The 14,219-nt window shown below is 59.7% G+C and carries 16 protein-coding genes and 1 tRNA gene; 7 read left to right on the top strand and 10 right to left on the bottom strand.

Translation table 11 applies throughout. From position 1 onward, the window contains the following. Nucleotides 1-42 precede the first annotated feature (42 nt). The 3 genes from AC13Q5_RS23235 to AC13Q5_RS23225 are packed head-to-tail and all read right to left on the bottom strand — an operon-like array spanning nucleotide 43 to nucleotide 3,120. A complete protein-coding gene (locus AC13Q5_RS23235) occupies nucleotides 43-1,146 on the bottom strand; it encodes a D-TA family PLP-dependent enzyme (RefSeq protein ID WP_488503283.1) in 1,104 nt (367 codons plus the stop codon). Between the two features lies 1 nt (nucleotide 1,147). Beyond that, complete coding sequence (locus AC13Q5_RS23230) at nucleotides 1,148-2,623, bottom strand: M81 family metallopeptidase (protein ID WP_075856689.1); 1,476 nt, start codon at nucleotides 2,621-2,623, stop codon at nucleotides 1,148-1,150. 11 nt (nucleotides 2,624-2,634) lie between these two features. Then, on the bottom strand, nucleotides 2,635-3,120 hold the full coding sequence (locus tag AC13Q5_RS23225; RefSeq protein ID WP_075856711.1) for a hypothetical protein: 486 nt from the start codon (nucleotides 3,118-3,120) through the stop codon (nucleotides 2,635-2,637). Between the two features lie 274 nt (nucleotides 3,121-3,394). Here AC13Q5_RS23225 and AC13Q5_RS23220 point away from each other — a divergent pair, with 274 nt between their 5' ends. From AC13Q5_RS23220 to AC13Q5_RS23210, 3 genes are all read left to right on the top strand, one after another. Then, entirely contained in the window at nucleotides 3,395-4,258 is an 864-nt protein-coding gene (locus tag AC13Q5_RS23220) for a MurR/RpiR family transcriptional regulator (protein ID WP_075856688.1), read from the top strand. 99 nt (nucleotides 4,259-4,357) lie between these two features. Further along, complete coding sequence (locus AC13Q5_RS23215; protein WP_488503282.1) at nucleotides 4,358-5,134, top strand: SDR family oxidoreductase; 777 nt, start codon at nucleotides 4,358-4,360, stop codon at nucleotides 5,132-5,134. Between the two features lie 23 nt (nucleotides 5,135-5,157). Next, a complete protein-coding gene (locus AC13Q5_RS23210; protein ID WP_488503281.1) occupies nucleotides 5,158-7,077 on the top strand; it encodes a beta-N-acetylhexosaminidase in 1,920 nt (639 codons plus the stop codon). A gap of 98 nt (nucleotides 7,078-7,175) precedes the next feature. Here the strand turns inward: AC13Q5_RS23210 and AC13Q5_RS23205 are convergent, their stop codons facing one another. Next, entirely contained in the window at nucleotides 7,176-7,358 is a 183-nt protein-coding gene (locus tag AC13Q5_RS23205) for a hypothetical protein (protein WP_075856685.1), read from the bottom strand. 293 nt (nucleotides 7,359-7,651) lie between these two features. On the opposite strand from AC13Q5_RS23205, the gene AC13Q5_RS23200 reads away from it, so the two are divergent. After that, nucleotides 7,652-7,987 carry a DUF982 domain-containing protein gene (locus AC13Q5_RS23200; RefSeq protein WP_488503280.1) on the top strand — a complete coding sequence of 112 codons (336 nt, stop codon included), beginning with the start codon at nucleotides 7,652-7,654 and terminating at the stop codon, nucleotides 7,985-7,987. On the opposite strand, the gene AC13Q5_RS23195 is transcribed toward AC13Q5_RS23200, so the two are convergent. The 3 genes from AC13Q5_RS23195 to AC13Q5_RS23185 form a co-directional block, all read right to left on the bottom strand. Next, nucleotides 7,980-8,108 carry a hypothetical protein gene (locus AC13Q5_RS23195; RefSeq protein ID WP_280173864.1) on the bottom strand — a complete coding sequence of 43 codons (129 nt, stop codon included), beginning with the start codon at nucleotides 8,106-8,108 and terminating at the stop codon, nucleotides 7,980-7,982. The genes AC13Q5_RS23200 and AC13Q5_RS23195 overlap by 8 nt on opposite strands. 288 nt (nucleotides 8,109-8,396) lie before the next feature. After that, nucleotides 8,397-8,481, bottom strand: a tRNA-Leu gene (locus AC13Q5_RS23190). A gap of 92 nt (nucleotides 8,482-8,573) precedes the next feature. After that, nucleotides 8,574-10,004, bottom strand: a complete 1,431-nt coding sequence (locus AC13Q5_RS23185) for a phosphomannomutase (RefSeq protein WP_488503279.1) — start codon at nucleotides 10,002-10,004, stop codon at nucleotides 8,574-8,576. A gap of 179 nt (nucleotides 10,005-10,183) precedes the next feature. Here AC13Q5_RS23185 and AC13Q5_RS23180 point away from each other — a divergent pair, with 179 nt between their 5' ends. Then, on the top strand, nucleotides 10,184-10,612 hold the full coding sequence (locus AC13Q5_RS23180) for a BA14K family protein (RefSeq protein WP_488503278.1): 429 nt from the start codon (nucleotides 10,184-10,186) through the stop codon (nucleotides 10,610-10,612). A gap of 20 nt (nucleotides 10,613-10,632) precedes the next feature. On the opposite strand, the gene AC13Q5_RS23175 is transcribed toward AC13Q5_RS23180, so the two are convergent. Further along, nucleotides 10,633-10,926 (bottom strand): Rdx family protein, encoded by a 294-nt coding sequence (locus AC13Q5_RS23175; RefSeq protein ID WP_034514177.1) that lies wholly within the window; start codon nucleotides 10,924-10,926, stop codon nucleotides 10,633-10,635. Nucleotides 10,927-11,050: 124 nt separating this feature from the next. Here AC13Q5_RS23175 and AC13Q5_RS23170 point away from each other — a divergent pair, with 124 nt between their 5' ends. Further along, nucleotides 11,051-11,785 (top strand): type 1 glutamine amidotransferase, encoded by a 735-nt coding sequence (locus tag AC13Q5_RS23170; RefSeq protein ID WP_488503277.1) that lies wholly within the window; start codon nucleotides 11,051-11,053, stop codon nucleotides 11,783-11,785. A 95-nt stretch (nucleotides 11,786-11,880) separates the two neighbouring features. After that, nucleotides 11,881-12,336 carry a GFA family protein gene (locus AC13Q5_RS23165; protein ID WP_488503276.1) on the top strand — a complete coding sequence of 152 codons (456 nt, stop codon included), beginning with the start codon at nucleotides 11,881-11,883 and terminating at the stop codon, nucleotides 12,334-12,336. Between the two features lie 80 nt (nucleotides 12,337-12,416). Here the strand turns inward: AC13Q5_RS23165 and AC13Q5_RS23160 are convergent, their stop codons facing one another. Then, nucleotides 12,417-13,526, bottom strand: coding sequence for an XRE family transcriptional regulator (locus AC13Q5_RS23160; RefSeq protein ID WP_488503275.1), 1,110 nt, complete (start codon nucleotides 13,524-13,526; stop codon nucleotides 12,417-12,419). Continuing rightward, on the bottom strand, nucleotides 13,523-14,149 hold the full coding sequence (locus AC13Q5_RS23155) for a hypothetical protein (protein WP_488503274.1): 627 nt from the start codon (nucleotides 14,147-14,149) through the stop codon (nucleotides 13,523-13,525). The genes AC13Q5_RS23160 and AC13Q5_RS23155 overlap by 4 nt, the downstream gene beginning before the upstream one ends. Nucleotides 14,150-14,219 lie beyond the last annotated feature (70 nt).

Below are 14,219 nucleotides of genomic sequence, written 5' to 3'. Positions count from 1 at the left end.
TAAAAGGCTGTCTCGAACCACGAGGGCGTATGATGGGCAGTCCTACCAGACGAGCCCGCGCGCCGCCACGTCTTCGACGCGGGTGACGACGCCATCGCAGTGAAACACCATCTGGTCGAACAGGTTGGAGACGACGCAGGTGTGGTTCGGGATGATGCGGATCTTGTCGCCGATCTGCGGGCGAGGGCCTGTGCAGTTCGACAGGTCGATGACGCCGTGCTCTTCGGAAAGACCCTTGATGACGGCGTCGGGATAGCCGACCACCTGACCATAATCGGCAAAGCCGAGAAGGTCCGAGGTCAGTGCCTTCGAGCCAGCATCGATGACGGCGCGATCTTCGGTCGGCCGGGAGACAACAGTGGCGAGGATATGCATGGCGCAATCCTCCTCCTTGCAATGGCCAGCACGTACCATCGAGCGGTCATTATAGATGTAGGTTCCGGCGCGATGCTCGGTGGCGGCCGTCACCAGATGCGCCTCGAAGAGGCTCGGCGTGCCGCCATTGCTGACGATCGGGCACTCGATGCCATCATTCTTCAGCAGCGCTACGGCTTCAACAAGGAAAGCCTGTGTGGCAGCGGCATTGTTCGGCTTCGGATAGCTCATCAGGCCACCGAAGACGAGACCCGGCTTGCCGGCGATATACTTGCCGAGGGAAGCCGCCTGCTCGGGCGATTGCACGCCGCAGCGCGCGCCGCCGGTATCGCACTCCACCAGCACCGTCAGCGGCTTGCGGCTGGCAAACCAGGCGGAGAGGCCGTCCACCGTCACGGTACTGTCGGCCACGACCTTGAGACCGGCAATGCGGTCATTCAGAGCCGAGAGCCGCACAAGCTTTTCGGCACCGAGAATATTGAAGGTGATCAGGATATCTTCGAAGCCGGCCTCGGCGAAGACTTCCGCCTCGGTGATCTTCTGGCAGTTGATGCCCTTGGCGCCGGCGGCAACCTGGGCGCGTGCGAGCGCCGGAATCTTGTGCGTCTTGATATGCGGGCGGAAATTCAGGCCATGCGCATCCATGTAGGATTGCACGCGGGCAATGTTGCCGGCCAGCCGGTCCTCATCGATGATCGGGCGCGGGGTCGAGAGGCTTTCGATCCGGTCGCCCGGCTTGGGGCTGATTTCCGAGGCGATGTCATGTGCCATATCAGGCGTCTTTCTGTTCTTCCGCAAAGGGGTCCGCCACCATCGGCCAGATATCCTTTCGCGCGCGGCGATAGGGCGTGCGCGCCGGATTGTTGGGATAAGGCGTTCCCGCGGAGCAGTAAAGGATCTCCGCGGCGATCTTCGAGAAGGACGCGTAGAAATGATTGGTCGATTTGATGACCAGGATCTTCTTGGCCGTGGGGTCGATGCCCATGACGGAGAACAGGCTCGGGTCGAAGCTCTGGGCGCGTGTCGAATTCAGGATGATGTCGATGCCATCGAGCTGAATATGTGCGGCATCGCCGAAGGGAGCGAAGCTCTCGCCGAAACGCATCTCGGCATTGGGGACGAGGCGGATGATCTTGACGAGACCGTCGATCGGATTGCCCGTGCCTGGCGCCGACTTCGCGCCGAAGCGCAGCGGGATTTCCGCACCTTCACCGGCCGCCATGCATATCTGCACGGCCATCGGGTCCCAGATCGTGCCGATCGCCGTATCGGTGGCGCCACGGTCGAGCAGCTCCTGCAGGATCACGGTCGCGTCGCCTGCGGTGCCACCGCCGGGATTGTCCCAGAGATCGGCGATGACGACCGGGCCGGACGTCGCGGCCATGGCCTCGCTCACGGCCTGCTTCTCATCGATCTGCGGCATGATGAACGTGCCGCGCTTGGAGAAAAGTTCCAGGCCGAGATCACGCGCGACAGAAGAGCCTTTATCCGGCTTATTATTGGTGACGACGAGCAGCTTCGTGCCCATTTCCGGTACGTCGCCGGCCATGAAGCCGTGAATGACGGAGATGGACAAAATCTCGGCATCGCTCCTTTCCATCGCCATGATCTTGTCGACGAAGGAGCGCATGGGTTCGCGCGACGTTGGAAAGACATCGATCATGCGGCAGTCGAAGACGGACATGACCGGCTTGACCCGGCCTTCCAGCGTGTCGATGGCGATGCGCCAGAGGTCCTCGGCGCGATCGACGAAATCCGTATGCGGGAATTCCTTGAAATAGACGAAGAAATTTGCCGCCGCGAGGCGCTTCGCGGTCAGATGGCTATGCGGATCAAGCTCGGCGCAGACGAGAATATCAGGTCCGACGATCTCGCGCACGCGCGTGAGGAAATCACCTTCCGTATCCTCATAGCCGTCTGCGACCATGGCGCCGTGCAGCCCGAGGACGACGGCATCGACGGGCATCGCCGCCCGCAGCTGCTCGAGAATTTCGTCCCGCAGGTCCTCATAGGTCAGGCGGTTCACCAGACCGGCGGGGTCGGCCCAGGTGGCGGTGCCCTCGATCACGTCCCAGCCCTTTTCCACCGCAATTTGCCGGCCGACAGTGATCGGCGCGGAACACAGCGTCGGTGTCTCCGGGTGCTTGCCCGGCGGCGCATAAAGAGAGGCTTCGAAAGCGCGTCGGTCGATGCAGATGGGGGAGAAGGTATTCGTCTCGGTCGCAAGGGCCGCGGTGAAAATGCGCAATGCTGTCGCCTCTATTCCATGGGGTTCGGCAGGTAACCGGTGAAGCCGCAGATCTTCCAGCGCCCTTCGTGGAGGCGGCAATAATAAAGTGTCTGCCACTTCATCACGTCGATGCCGCCATCCGACTTCTTCAGGCTGCCGTCGAACTTCTTGCGCACCAGGGCCATGTCGCCTTCGATCTCGATGTCTTCGAGCGTCGTCGTTGTGAAAATGGCCGTGCGGGCGTCTTCAGCGAACGACTGTGTGGCGAAGTCGCGTGCCTGGCGCAGCCATTCGTCGCGATAGGCAGACAACGTCGGGAAGGCGAGGCGCCATTTGTCCGGGCTGACATCGCGCTTGCCATCGATGCCGATGAAGCCCTCTTCGACGAAATCGCCTGCAACCATCGACCAGTCGGCGGCAAGAAAGGCATCGATATCGCGCGGGACGAGCATCTCCCAGATCGAGTGCTTGGCGGCATCGCTGGCAGGGAAAGGATTCTTGAAAGGATCACGCATGGTAGCAGCCGCCATTTAAATTCTTTTCATAATTTACGATTTTCACTGGTCAAATTCTGCTTTCTATGGTCATTTGTCAACGTATCAAGAAAATAATTTGCAGGAACCGCATGGTGGCCATCGCATGTCAGGGTTCCGGCTGAATGGGAACGAATGACAAGCCTCATCTGCCCGCACGCCTGTCCACAGGCGCCGGCGGGATTGATGAAATTGAGATGGATCGCGTCGCTGACTACGTGTCAAACGTGGACAAACCAGCGACAAAGGGGGGCTGATGGATATCTTCACGACCATGCAGGAAGAGAGAGGCCGGCTTTCGCAATCGGAAATCCGCATCGCCGATATCGTCCTCAATGACTTCGAATTCGCCGTCAATGCTTCCATCATCGAGCTTGCGGGCAAGGCGGATGTCTCGCCGCCGACGGTGACGCGCTTCTGCCGGCGTTTGGGCTGCGAGAGCTTTTCCGATTTCAAGGTGCAGCTGGCGCGCACCGCCTATGTCGGGATGCGCTATCTGAAGCCCGAGCCGAAGAGCATCGCGCCTGCCGACGTTGCCCAGGACATCATCACCAAGGCGCAGAACGCGCTCTTCCTGCTGCATCGCGGTCTGGATGTCGCCGCCATCGAGCGGGCGGCGAACCGGCTTGCCGGCGCCGAGATGATCTATGCCTTCGGCTCCGGCGGCAATTCCTCGATGATCGCGACCGAGTTGCAGAACCGCCTTTTCCGGCTCGGCCTTCGTATTACCGCAAGCTCCGACCACAGCATGCAGCTGATGATGGCGGCTGCCGCCAAGCCGACCGATGTGCTGATCGGCTCGTCCTTCTCCGGCCGAAATGCCGAACTGGTGCGCGCCTTTGCGCTGGCACGCGAAGCCAAGGTGCCGACCATCGCGCTGACGCAGAGCGAAAGCCCGGTGGCGCGCGCCGCCGAGATCACGCTGCCCGTCGATTTGCCGGAGGGAGACAACATCTATCGTCCGACATCGACCCGCATTGCCTATCTGGCCGTGGTGGACATTCTCGCCAGTCTGATCGCCTACCGCATCCAGCCGCAGGCCACGGTGACGCTGCGCCGTATCAAGCAGCAGCTTGTCACCCATCGTGACGGTGACGACCGCCAGCTGCTGGGGGATTAAGGAAGGCTCCAAACGGTTTCGCGTTAGGAGCCGTGCGGGAAGCAACAATAAGGAGCGGCGGGTGTTCGCCGTTCGGGGACTTAAATCAGAGGGAAACATATGAGCAAATCCGTTGCCATCGTCACAGGGGCGGCCGGCGATATCGGTCGTGCCATCGCAAAGCGTCTGGCGGATGACCACGATATCATCCTGCTCGTCGATATCGACGAGACAGCCGTGCAAAAGGCAGCGGGGGAACTCGGCTCTGCGGAGCGTTTCGTGCCGTTCAAGGCGGATATCACCAGCGATGCCGATGTCGCCGCCACGGCCAAGGCCGCATCGGATCTCGGTGGGGTGAAGACGCTCGTCAACAATGCCGGTGCTGCCCGCGCCGTCAGCCTCCACGACACCACGCCGGCCATCTGGCGTGCCGACAATGCCCTCAATCTCGAGGCGGCCTTCCTGTGCTTCCGTGCAGTCGAAGACATGCTGAAGGCGTCGAAGGGGTCGGTGATCAATATCGCCTCCGTTAACGGCATGGCCGTCTTCGGTCATCCAGCCTATAGCGCCGCCAAGGCCGGGCTTCTGCATTTCACCCGGCTGGTCGCAGTCGAATACGGCAAGTTCGGCATCCGCTCGAATGCGGTCGCGCCCGGCACCGTGCGCACCCAGGCCTGGGAAGTCCGCGCCGCCGCAAATCCGAATGTCTTCGAGGAAGCGAAGCGCTGGTATGCGCTGCGCCGCGTCGTCGATCCGGTCGACGTTGCCAATGCCGTCTCCTTCCTCGCAAGCCCGCTTGCCTCGGCGATCACTGGCGTCTGCCTGCCTGTCGATTGCGGCCTGACGGCGGGTCAGGCCGAGCTTGCCCACACCTTCTCACAGTCCGAACACTACTGACGCGCACTGCCAAAGGGAACATAATGCAGCCGTCCCCCTATCATCTCGAAAACACATGGTCTCCCGAGGGCGGAAAGCATGGTCGCCTGACCCTGACGCTTTTCAATTTTTCGGATACGCCTCTCGCGAATTTTCGTCTCGCCTATACGACGCTGACGCGCTTCGTCGATCCGAAGATCTGTGACAATGCTGTCTTCGTTCGCCGCAACGCCAATTTTCATGAGTTTGCGCCGGCGGCCGGCCTGTCCGTAGCTCCCGGAGAGAGCTGGACGTTCAGTGTTTCAAGCCTCCACCGCATCGCGCGCCATTGCACCGATGGCGCCAAGTCCGCCTATGTGACGCTTGAGGATGGCACGCATGTCACCGTCTTCGCCTCGGACTTGTTGCTCGCTGATCGCACCAGCGAGCCACTGCCGGTGCTGCTGCCGGAAGGCAGGCTGGAGCTTCCCTATGCCATCCAGCCCTGGCCGGCGGAGATCGACGTGAAGCCGGAGGAAGACTTTCCGGTCGCGCTCTACCCGGCAAAGGGCACGGATGCCGCGAGCTTCAAGGCGCTTGCGACGGCGCAGGCGCTGTTCCGCCGGCTGTTTCCGTCCAATCACATGCCCTTCAGCCTCATTGCCGCGCCGCAGGGCCGGGCACTGCGTTTCGTCGAGCGGCCGGCGCTTGGCCGCGAAGCCTATGAGCTTTCCTTTTCCGGCAATGAGGTCGTACTCGGCTTCTCCACTGCGTCAGGCCGCCTCTACGGCCTGACGACGTTGGCGCAGCTTCTCGATGGCGCGCGACGCGAGCCCGGCAGGTTCCGCTTCCCAGTCGCCGGCTCAATTGCCGACCGGCCGCGCTACGGCTGGCGCGGCTGCCATCTCGACGTCTCCAGGCAGTTCACCCCCAAGAACGACGTCCTGCGGCTGCTCGATATTCTCGCCTGGCTGAAGCTCAACATCTTCCATTGGCACCTGACCGATGACGAAGCCTGGCGGTTGGAAATCCGCGCCTATCCGCAGCTGACCACGAGGGGCGTGCTGCGCGGACCGGACGAGCCACTGTTGCCGCAGCTCGGTAACGCTGCCGAGCCGGTCGGCGGTTTCTATTCGCAGGATGATGTTCGGGAGATCGTCGCCCATGCCGCAGCGCTCGGCATCGAGGTCATCCCTGAGATCGATATTCCCGGCCACAGCACCGCCACCCTCGTCGCTCTGCCTGAGCTGACGGACGGGCAGGAGGCGCCGGACAGCTACCACTCCGTGCAGGGTTATCCGAACAACGCCCTGAACCCGGCGATCGAGCTGACTTACGAATTTCTCGCCAAGGTCCTCGATGAAATGGTCGAGCTCTTCCCGTCGGAATATCTCCATATCGGCGGCGACGAGGTTGCCAATGGCTCCTGGCTCGCTTCGCCGCTGGCGCGCAAGCTGATGGAGAAAGAAGGCATATCGGGGACGTTTGCGCTGCAGTCCTATTTCCTGAAGCGCATCAAGGCTATGCTTACCGAGCGCGGACGCAAGCTTGCCGGCTGGAATGAAGTCGCCCATGGCGGCGGCGTCGATCCAGAAAGCACGCTGCTGATGGCCTGGGAAAAGCCGGAGGTCGGCATTGAATTGGCGCGTGAAGGCTATGAAGTCGTCATGACGCCGGGCCAGGCCTATTATCTCGATATGGTGCAGGCCGATGCCTGGCAGGAGCCGGGCGCAAGCTGGGCAGGCACCGTGCCGCCGGCCCACACCTATGCCTATGAGGCCGAGGGTGATTTCCCGGATGAGCTGAAGCACCTGATGAAGGGTGTGCAGGCCTGCATCTGGCAGGAGAATTTCATCTCCCGCGACTATTTCAACCGTCTGGTCTTCCCGCGTCTTCCCGCCATTGCCGAGGCAGCCTGGACGCCGAAGGCAGGGAAGGACTGGCTGCGCTTTGCCGCCATCGTGCCGCTGAGCCCCAAGCTTTAAGGTCATTGTCGGCGGCAGGATCACCCGCCGATATCCGAACGCCCCTGAGGGCTGCCGAACGAGCATTTCGGCGGCTTTCTCATGCCTGACATAGGAAGTCAGCCGGCCCGCAAGGTCGCCATGTCAGTCGGGAAGAAGCCCGCCCAGGCCATCACGGTCATGGCGGTGATGACAAGAAGATACCACATGGTAAGATAATCCCCGACCAGGCGCCGGTTCAGCGCGGCAAAGAGAAGGCCGACGCTAAAGGCCAGCCAGAGCAGATTGCAGACGTGGTCCATTTTTTTGTTCCCCTTATTCGTCTTGCCCTCCCTGCCGCAGAGGTTAACGAGTTGGAGATGCATGAGGTAGCGCTATAGCGGGATGGAGGTCTGCGCAAAGCGGGAAGCGCGGATGCGGCGATCGATGTCTTGGGAGATCGGCGAGCAAGCCGGATGATTATCGCGCGGCGCGCGCCATATCGGGCCGGATCCGATGAAACCTCAATAAAATCTTAACGGCACTGCTGCGATCCCGGAACATCTCGCCTCTACTCCCCGTTATCGCAAGATGCACGGGCTGAGGAGGTAGGGTCATGGAACACGGTGATTGGAACAATCCCGTCATAGTCGAGCTTGGCGGCGCGGGACATTTTGCAATCATAACCAACGCGCTCGACGCGGCGAACTGCATGAGCGAGGAGTGGCCGGTGAGTAGCGGGCCTGCGGTCGACGAGGCCGTGCTGGTGTGCCTCGACGCCGTGCTCGGCAAGGCTTCCGCCGAGGAATCTCGAAAGGCCTTCCTGGATGCGGCGCGTGAGGCGGGGCTCAGCGTCAAGCCGGATGCCGAAAAGCCTGCACTAGATCGATATGCAACACGTGGTGGGAGTGACGAAGCGGCCCGGACATTCGGACCGGAGGCACTCAGATGATCCAGAAGATCAGGCTAAGGATCAAGATGACGGCGAGGATGAAACCTATCATCCTGCCGAGCCCTTCGTTGACATTGCCATTGCCGACGATCAGATCGTACCAGTCGCTCTTATGGTCCATCGAAAATCCCTCAAGGTTTCCCCTATTAGGTCGACCTCTTCTTCGGCAGTCAATGATTTAAAGAAGTGCGGTGACGGCCGTCGATCAGGCTTTTATCACTTCCCGGCACGGCATCAGGGATGCCGGTTCAAACCGAGATTGTTCGCGATGCCGAAGGCGAGGTTTTTCACCCGCTGAGCCTATTTTCAAGACAGGCGCAAATGAACTTCCGGCTAACCGAAAGCTGCATTCTGCGAACTCATTAAGTCTTGAAATCTTTGAGAAATCCACGTTTCTCAAGAAAGGAAATGGTGCCCAGAAGAGGACTCGAACCTCCACGCCTCGCGGCACAGGTACCTGAAACCTGCGCGTCTACCAATTCCGCCATCTGGGCGACGGACACGCATGTAAGGGGGTGGCCGTCCGGTGTCAACAGGGTTTTTGAAGTTTTCGTGGCAATCGTGAAAAAAGCGGGTGAAGCCCGGGTCAAACCCGGGCTGCGGCCCATGCGCTGATCAAGCCAAGTCCCTGTTCCAGCAGGGCCTTTGCCTCGTCTTCGCTGGATGCTTCCACATAGCAGCGCATTTCCGGCGCATTGCCGGAAGGGCGGAAATGGATGATTCGGTTATCCACAAGCGTGACACGCAGCCCATCGATATCGCTCTTTGACGCGACCGTTGCGATGGGCTTGAGGAAATCTGCCAGATTGGCGTCGGAAGCGCGCAGATAGGCCATGAGCGCCGCGCTGGTTTCCACGGGGAAGTTTTCCAGACGATCGGCGGCGGCAAAGGGCAGGCGGTAGCTGCCGGCAACGGCGGAGAGCGGCTTCTTGGCCCTTGCGGCGGCGTAGAGCGTTGCCAGGATCGGCAGGAAGCTGTCGCGCGTCGGCAGCGGTTCGAAGGGTTTGCCCTCGACGGTGAAGCGGCTGGCTGTCAGCGTGCCGCCATTAGCCTCGAAGCCCATGATATTGGCCTTGCCCGCGGCAATGGCTTCGTCCATGCCGGCAATCACATAGGGCGAGCCGACACGGGTGCGTGTGACCGCATAGGAGCCGGCGGCCTCGATGCCCGAATTGGAGGTGACCGGCGTCACCACGACTTCGGCGCCAAGGAAGTTTGCGGCGATGAGGCCGAGCAGGTCGCCGCGCAACGGTTCGCCGGTTTCGTCTGCGACCAGCGGCCGGTCGCCGTCGCCATCGGCCGAAACGATGGCGTCCAGCCCATGCTCCGGTGCCCAGCCCTTCATGAGGCGGATCGTCTCGGCCGAGACCGCTTCTGTATCCACCGGGATGAAGCTTTCAGAGCGGCCGAGCGGCACCACGCGGGCGCCGTAATGCGAGAGCACCTGGCCGAAAAGATCGCGCGCCACCGTGCTGTGCTGATAGACGCCGATGGTGAGGCCGGAAAGGCTGCCTGATGGCAGCAGGTCCTTGTTGCGTTCCAGGAACAGCGCCTCGGTCTGAGCCGTCCGGTTTTCCGCTTCCGCTGGCGTTTCGTCGAGCACCGAATCGCCGATCGCCAGGGCTTCTTCGCTGATCGCCACCTCGTCGCGCTTGTCGATCTCGCCGTCCGGCCGGTAGAATTTGATGCCGTTGCGGTCGGCGGGGATGTGCGAGCCGGTGATCATCAGCGAGCCGGCCTTCAGTTGCAGCCCGTAGAGCGCCAGCGCCGGCGTCGGCAATGTGCCGCAGTCGATCGGCGTCAGGCCTGCCCGCTTCAGCGCGCCGATGCAGGTGGCCGAGATCGCCGGGCTCGATTCGCGAAAATCGCGGCCGACGAGGACGAGGTCGCCTGGCTTGGCATGGCCGCTCTTCAGCAGATGGCGGGCAAAGGCCGTGGCATAGAGCGCGGATGCTCGTCCCGTAAGGTCTGCGGATAGGCCGCGAAGGCCGCTGGTGCCGAATTTCAAGCTGCTCACTGGCAATCTCCTAGAAATGATTGCGCTGTTATGGCGCAAGCGGTGGCGGCGATCAACTCATCGTGGGTCGATACGTTGCGGTTGCGGCAGCACTGGTTTTGCCACCGTCATGACCCCAAATAAGATAGGGGCGCGGCTGCCGCGTCGTAGGTTTGTAGCGTCCGGAACAGGAGCTTGTCATGGCTGTTTTTCAAAGGATCGCGCTTGGTTGCGCCCTGGCACTCGCCGCAATGTCGCAAGCGGATTTCGCGGCTGCTGCCTCGGACGCCCGGAAACTCATCACGCCACCGCGCACCAATACCGTTATCTGCGATACCCGTGGCTGTTTCGGTTTCGGACAGCGGCAGTTTTACACCCGCCCTGGCCAGCCGCTTCCGATCACACCGCCTTATACGGGAGGCCTCAATCGCTATGGCAGTCCGCGTGTTCAAGTGCCGCCGCGTGAAACCTTTACACCGCCGCCGAGGGCACTCTATCCTTCGCCGGCCCAGAAACTTAGGCAGCATCAGACCTGGTGCGCCGAGCGCTACCGGACGTACAATCCCGGCACCAACAGCTATACGACGATCAACAACGGCACCAAGCCCTGCCGTTCGCCCTTCGACTGATGCCCCGAGCAGCAGGAGGCTCAGCTTTCCAGCGATGCGCGGTCGGTATGGCCGAGGTCGCGTTCCGGGTCGATAACATCGCGTACCCGCTGCTTCAGCTCCTTCGGTCCGGGGAAGCCGCCGTCGCGCTTGCGCTCCCACAGAAGCTCGCCGTCGATGCGGATCTCGAAGACGCCGCCGGTGCCCGGTATCAGCGCCACTTCACCAAGGCTGTCGGTAAAGGTCTGCAACAGCTCCTGCGCCATCCAGCCGGAGCGGAGCAGCCAGTTGCATTGGGTGCAGTAGAGAATGGTGATCCGGGGCTTGTCGCTCATCATCGCGGTCCTTCGCTGTTTTGATGAGATTTAGGCTCAGCTTTAGCTGGCTGCAAGTTATACTCTTGCTTGTCCTGTCGCCAAATGCTCATCTCTGTCGGTAACATGTTCGGGGATCATCGGAATGCGCGTCGCCATCATCGAGAATATGAAGAACACTCCTCTTGGTGCTCTCGGTATCGCTCTCGAAGAGGCCGGAGCACGGATCGAATGGTTCCGCCCGTGGAGTGGCGAAGCGCTGCCCAAGGATATCTCCTCTTACGATGCGCTTGTCGTACTTGGCGGCGAACAGAGCGCGCGCGACGACGATACCCATCCCTATCTGCCGGAGCTGGCGCGGCTGATGCGCCGTTTCGAGGGCGAGGACAAGGCCGTCCTCGGCATCTGTCTTGGCAGCCAGATCCTGGCGCGCGCCTATGAAGCGGAAAACCATCTCGGCATCGCCCATGAATTTGGCTGGAAGACGGTCGGCCTCACGGAAGAGGGTAAGGCAGATCCGCTGTTGGTCGATGTCGGCGACGAATTCACCATTTTCGAATGGCATGGCGACACCTTTACCCTGCCGGCCGGCGCCACGCGCCTTGCCGCCAACGGTGTCACGCCGAACCAGGCCTTCCGCATCGGCCGTGCCACCTATGGCACGCAGTTCCACTTCGAGGCCAATGCCGCCGTGGTCGAGCGTTGGCGCGGCGAATTCAAGGAAACGATCGAGCGCAAGGAGCCCGGCTGGCTGGAAAACTATCCGCAGCTTGTTGCCAAGCATGCCGCTGCGGCCGAGGCGGCTGGCCTTGCCATCGCCAGGGCCTGGGTGCGGACGATCGGCGCCCGAACGGAACCGCTGCACGTCGCGGAGGTTTGAGGATCGCAAGAGCGCCCGAATTAATCGCGGGGCAGCTGATTGCGATAACGATGTGCCACGCGTCGATAATCTATGTAATAGGAGGAAATGACCCCATGAGCACGCTGGAACTACCGAGCGAGGGCGGCTGCCGCTGTGGACAGGTGCGGTTGAAGATCAGCGCCAAGCCGTTGCTGACCATGGCCTGCCATTGCACAGGCTGCCAGCGCATGACCGCCGGCCCCTATTCGCTGAGCGCCGCCATCCCCACGGATGGTTTCGAGGTGACCGAGGGCGAGCCTGTCATCGGCGGCCTGCACGGCGATACCATCCATCACTATTTCTGCCCGCATTGCATGAGCTGGCTGTTCACGAAGCTGGATGGCGTGGACTGGTTCGTCAATGTGCGCGCGACCATGCTTGATGACACCGGCTGGTTCACGCCCTTCGTCGAGACCTGGACGAGCGAAAAGCTGCCCTGGGTGACGACGCCGGCCAAACACAGCTACGCCGCGCTGCCGGCGATGGACGAATATGAGGGCTTGATCGGGGAGTATATGGGACAAGGGTGAAGTTGCATCTGTTCCGCAGGTTGGCAGCGCATACCACCAATATGTCTAGGAACGACTTCAGTAATCGACACGGACAATCATTACTTTTTTGTATTGTCTACGACAAGCGAAATGGCTGATTCCTTCTTTGTGTTTGAGTTGCCAATTTTCTGCGTACTAGTCACACTGAAGATAGCTATATTAAAGAGCAAATCTTTAATATCATCGCTAGAAATCCCTAGTTGATCAGCAATATGATCGATCCCGATACCCTCAGATTTCAGTTCTTCTAACAAAAGTTGAACCAATTTCGACATTTCTTGTTTGTGATCAAAAGGTTCTTTGCTTCTATAACCTCGTTGCGAGATCTGTTGAAATAGTGTGCGATAGTGCCAGTCACCAATAAGCTTGAGGCGATGCAATCGGACAATGTAAGCCGCAACTGACACTCCCCAATGCCCCTTGTGCTCGATGATATTCCTTAAATCTGGAAGGCGCGGCATGGTAGAAATAAAGCCAGATCGTGGCATCAAGAATGCAGAAGCGAATTCGTCGGCCTCCGCTTCCGTTGTTCTTCCGTCGTAGTCGCCGTGCCGATGCATCACCAGATGGCCCAGTTCGTGAGCAGCATCAAAACGCCGTCTTGCGTTCGATTTTTTGGTGTTCAGAAATACGTAGGGAACGCTATCTTGCCATGTGCAGAAAGCATCTACATCGGCGATATCGAGCGCTAGTGAAAAAACGCGCACGCCTTTTGATTCAAGTAAATGAATCATATTTGAGATTGGCTTCTCTCCAAGTCCCCACATATATCTAAGCGTCAAAGCGGCTTGTTCTGCACCTTCTTGGCGCAAATCCGGAATGTTTGACTCGGGAAGATTGAATTTCGTTTCCAGCCATTCGCAGAGCGCGAAAGCGATCGCACCACTTGCAAGCGCCATATCACGTTTGGCTGCTGTCAGTTTTGAGAACGCGCGAAAGCTGGCTTGAGCCGGCTCCGGTCCGTTAAAATTACCTTTTTGAAAAAAGTCCGCATTAACTTTTAAAGTATCTGCCAGCCGCTGAAGGGTATCTGAACCCGGTTCAAACTCACCAGCTTCATATGCGGATATGCTGCGCAGATCAACATTGACGGCTTTCGCAAGTGCCGTCTTTGTTAAACCGCGTTTTTTTCTCATCCATACCAATCGGTCTGGGTAAAAGGCATTCATTTTTTTCTGCTTAATTCAACGTCAAATCCACCATCGTCGAAGCCGGCAACCAAGACTCCAGCGCCGTCCTCTGGCACAACAGGCAACATGATACGCTCCTGCCATAGGGAGATGTGTTTGTCTACCAATCCCACCGGGAGCGAAAACTCTGCGTGTATCCCGTCGATTTTTTTCTTGAAGAGCAGATACCAAGTCGGACGATGAATCTTGAGTACCGGTTCCGGGGCGGGAAGATCTAGAAGATACTGGTTAGCGTTAACGGCGGCTTCCGTGCAGATACCCTTTTCCGACGAGGTCGTAACATTGACGAGTGGGTCGCCAGTTCCATCATCGCCTTTTGCAATATTAATCGCCAGTTTTTCTGTGGGATGCACAGTTAGAGCAAACCCCTTCTCTTCCTCTCGGGTCCATCCGTCAGCTTTTAGACGGCTCCTCAGCGCAAACACAGCCTCGCTAGCGGGACCGATTCCGCGGCCCCAACTGGGATGATCTTCGGTTTGGCTATTTAATGAAAGTGCATAGTGCCTGAGAACGTCCAGCAAGGCCTCAATAGTCAAACCAAGTTCTGCCAAGCGACGGCGCACGTCCGCGTCGTTGAGAATGATCTTTGCTTTAATCGGCATTGAAATCTCCAGCTTCCGATTCTTTCACCACAAATGTGGTTCAAAAATCGGAAGTGGTCAATATGCCGCG

The organism is Martinezella sp. CNPSo 3964, assembly GCF_057784375.1.
This window is presented reverse-complemented; position numbering and strand designations above follow the sequence as displayed.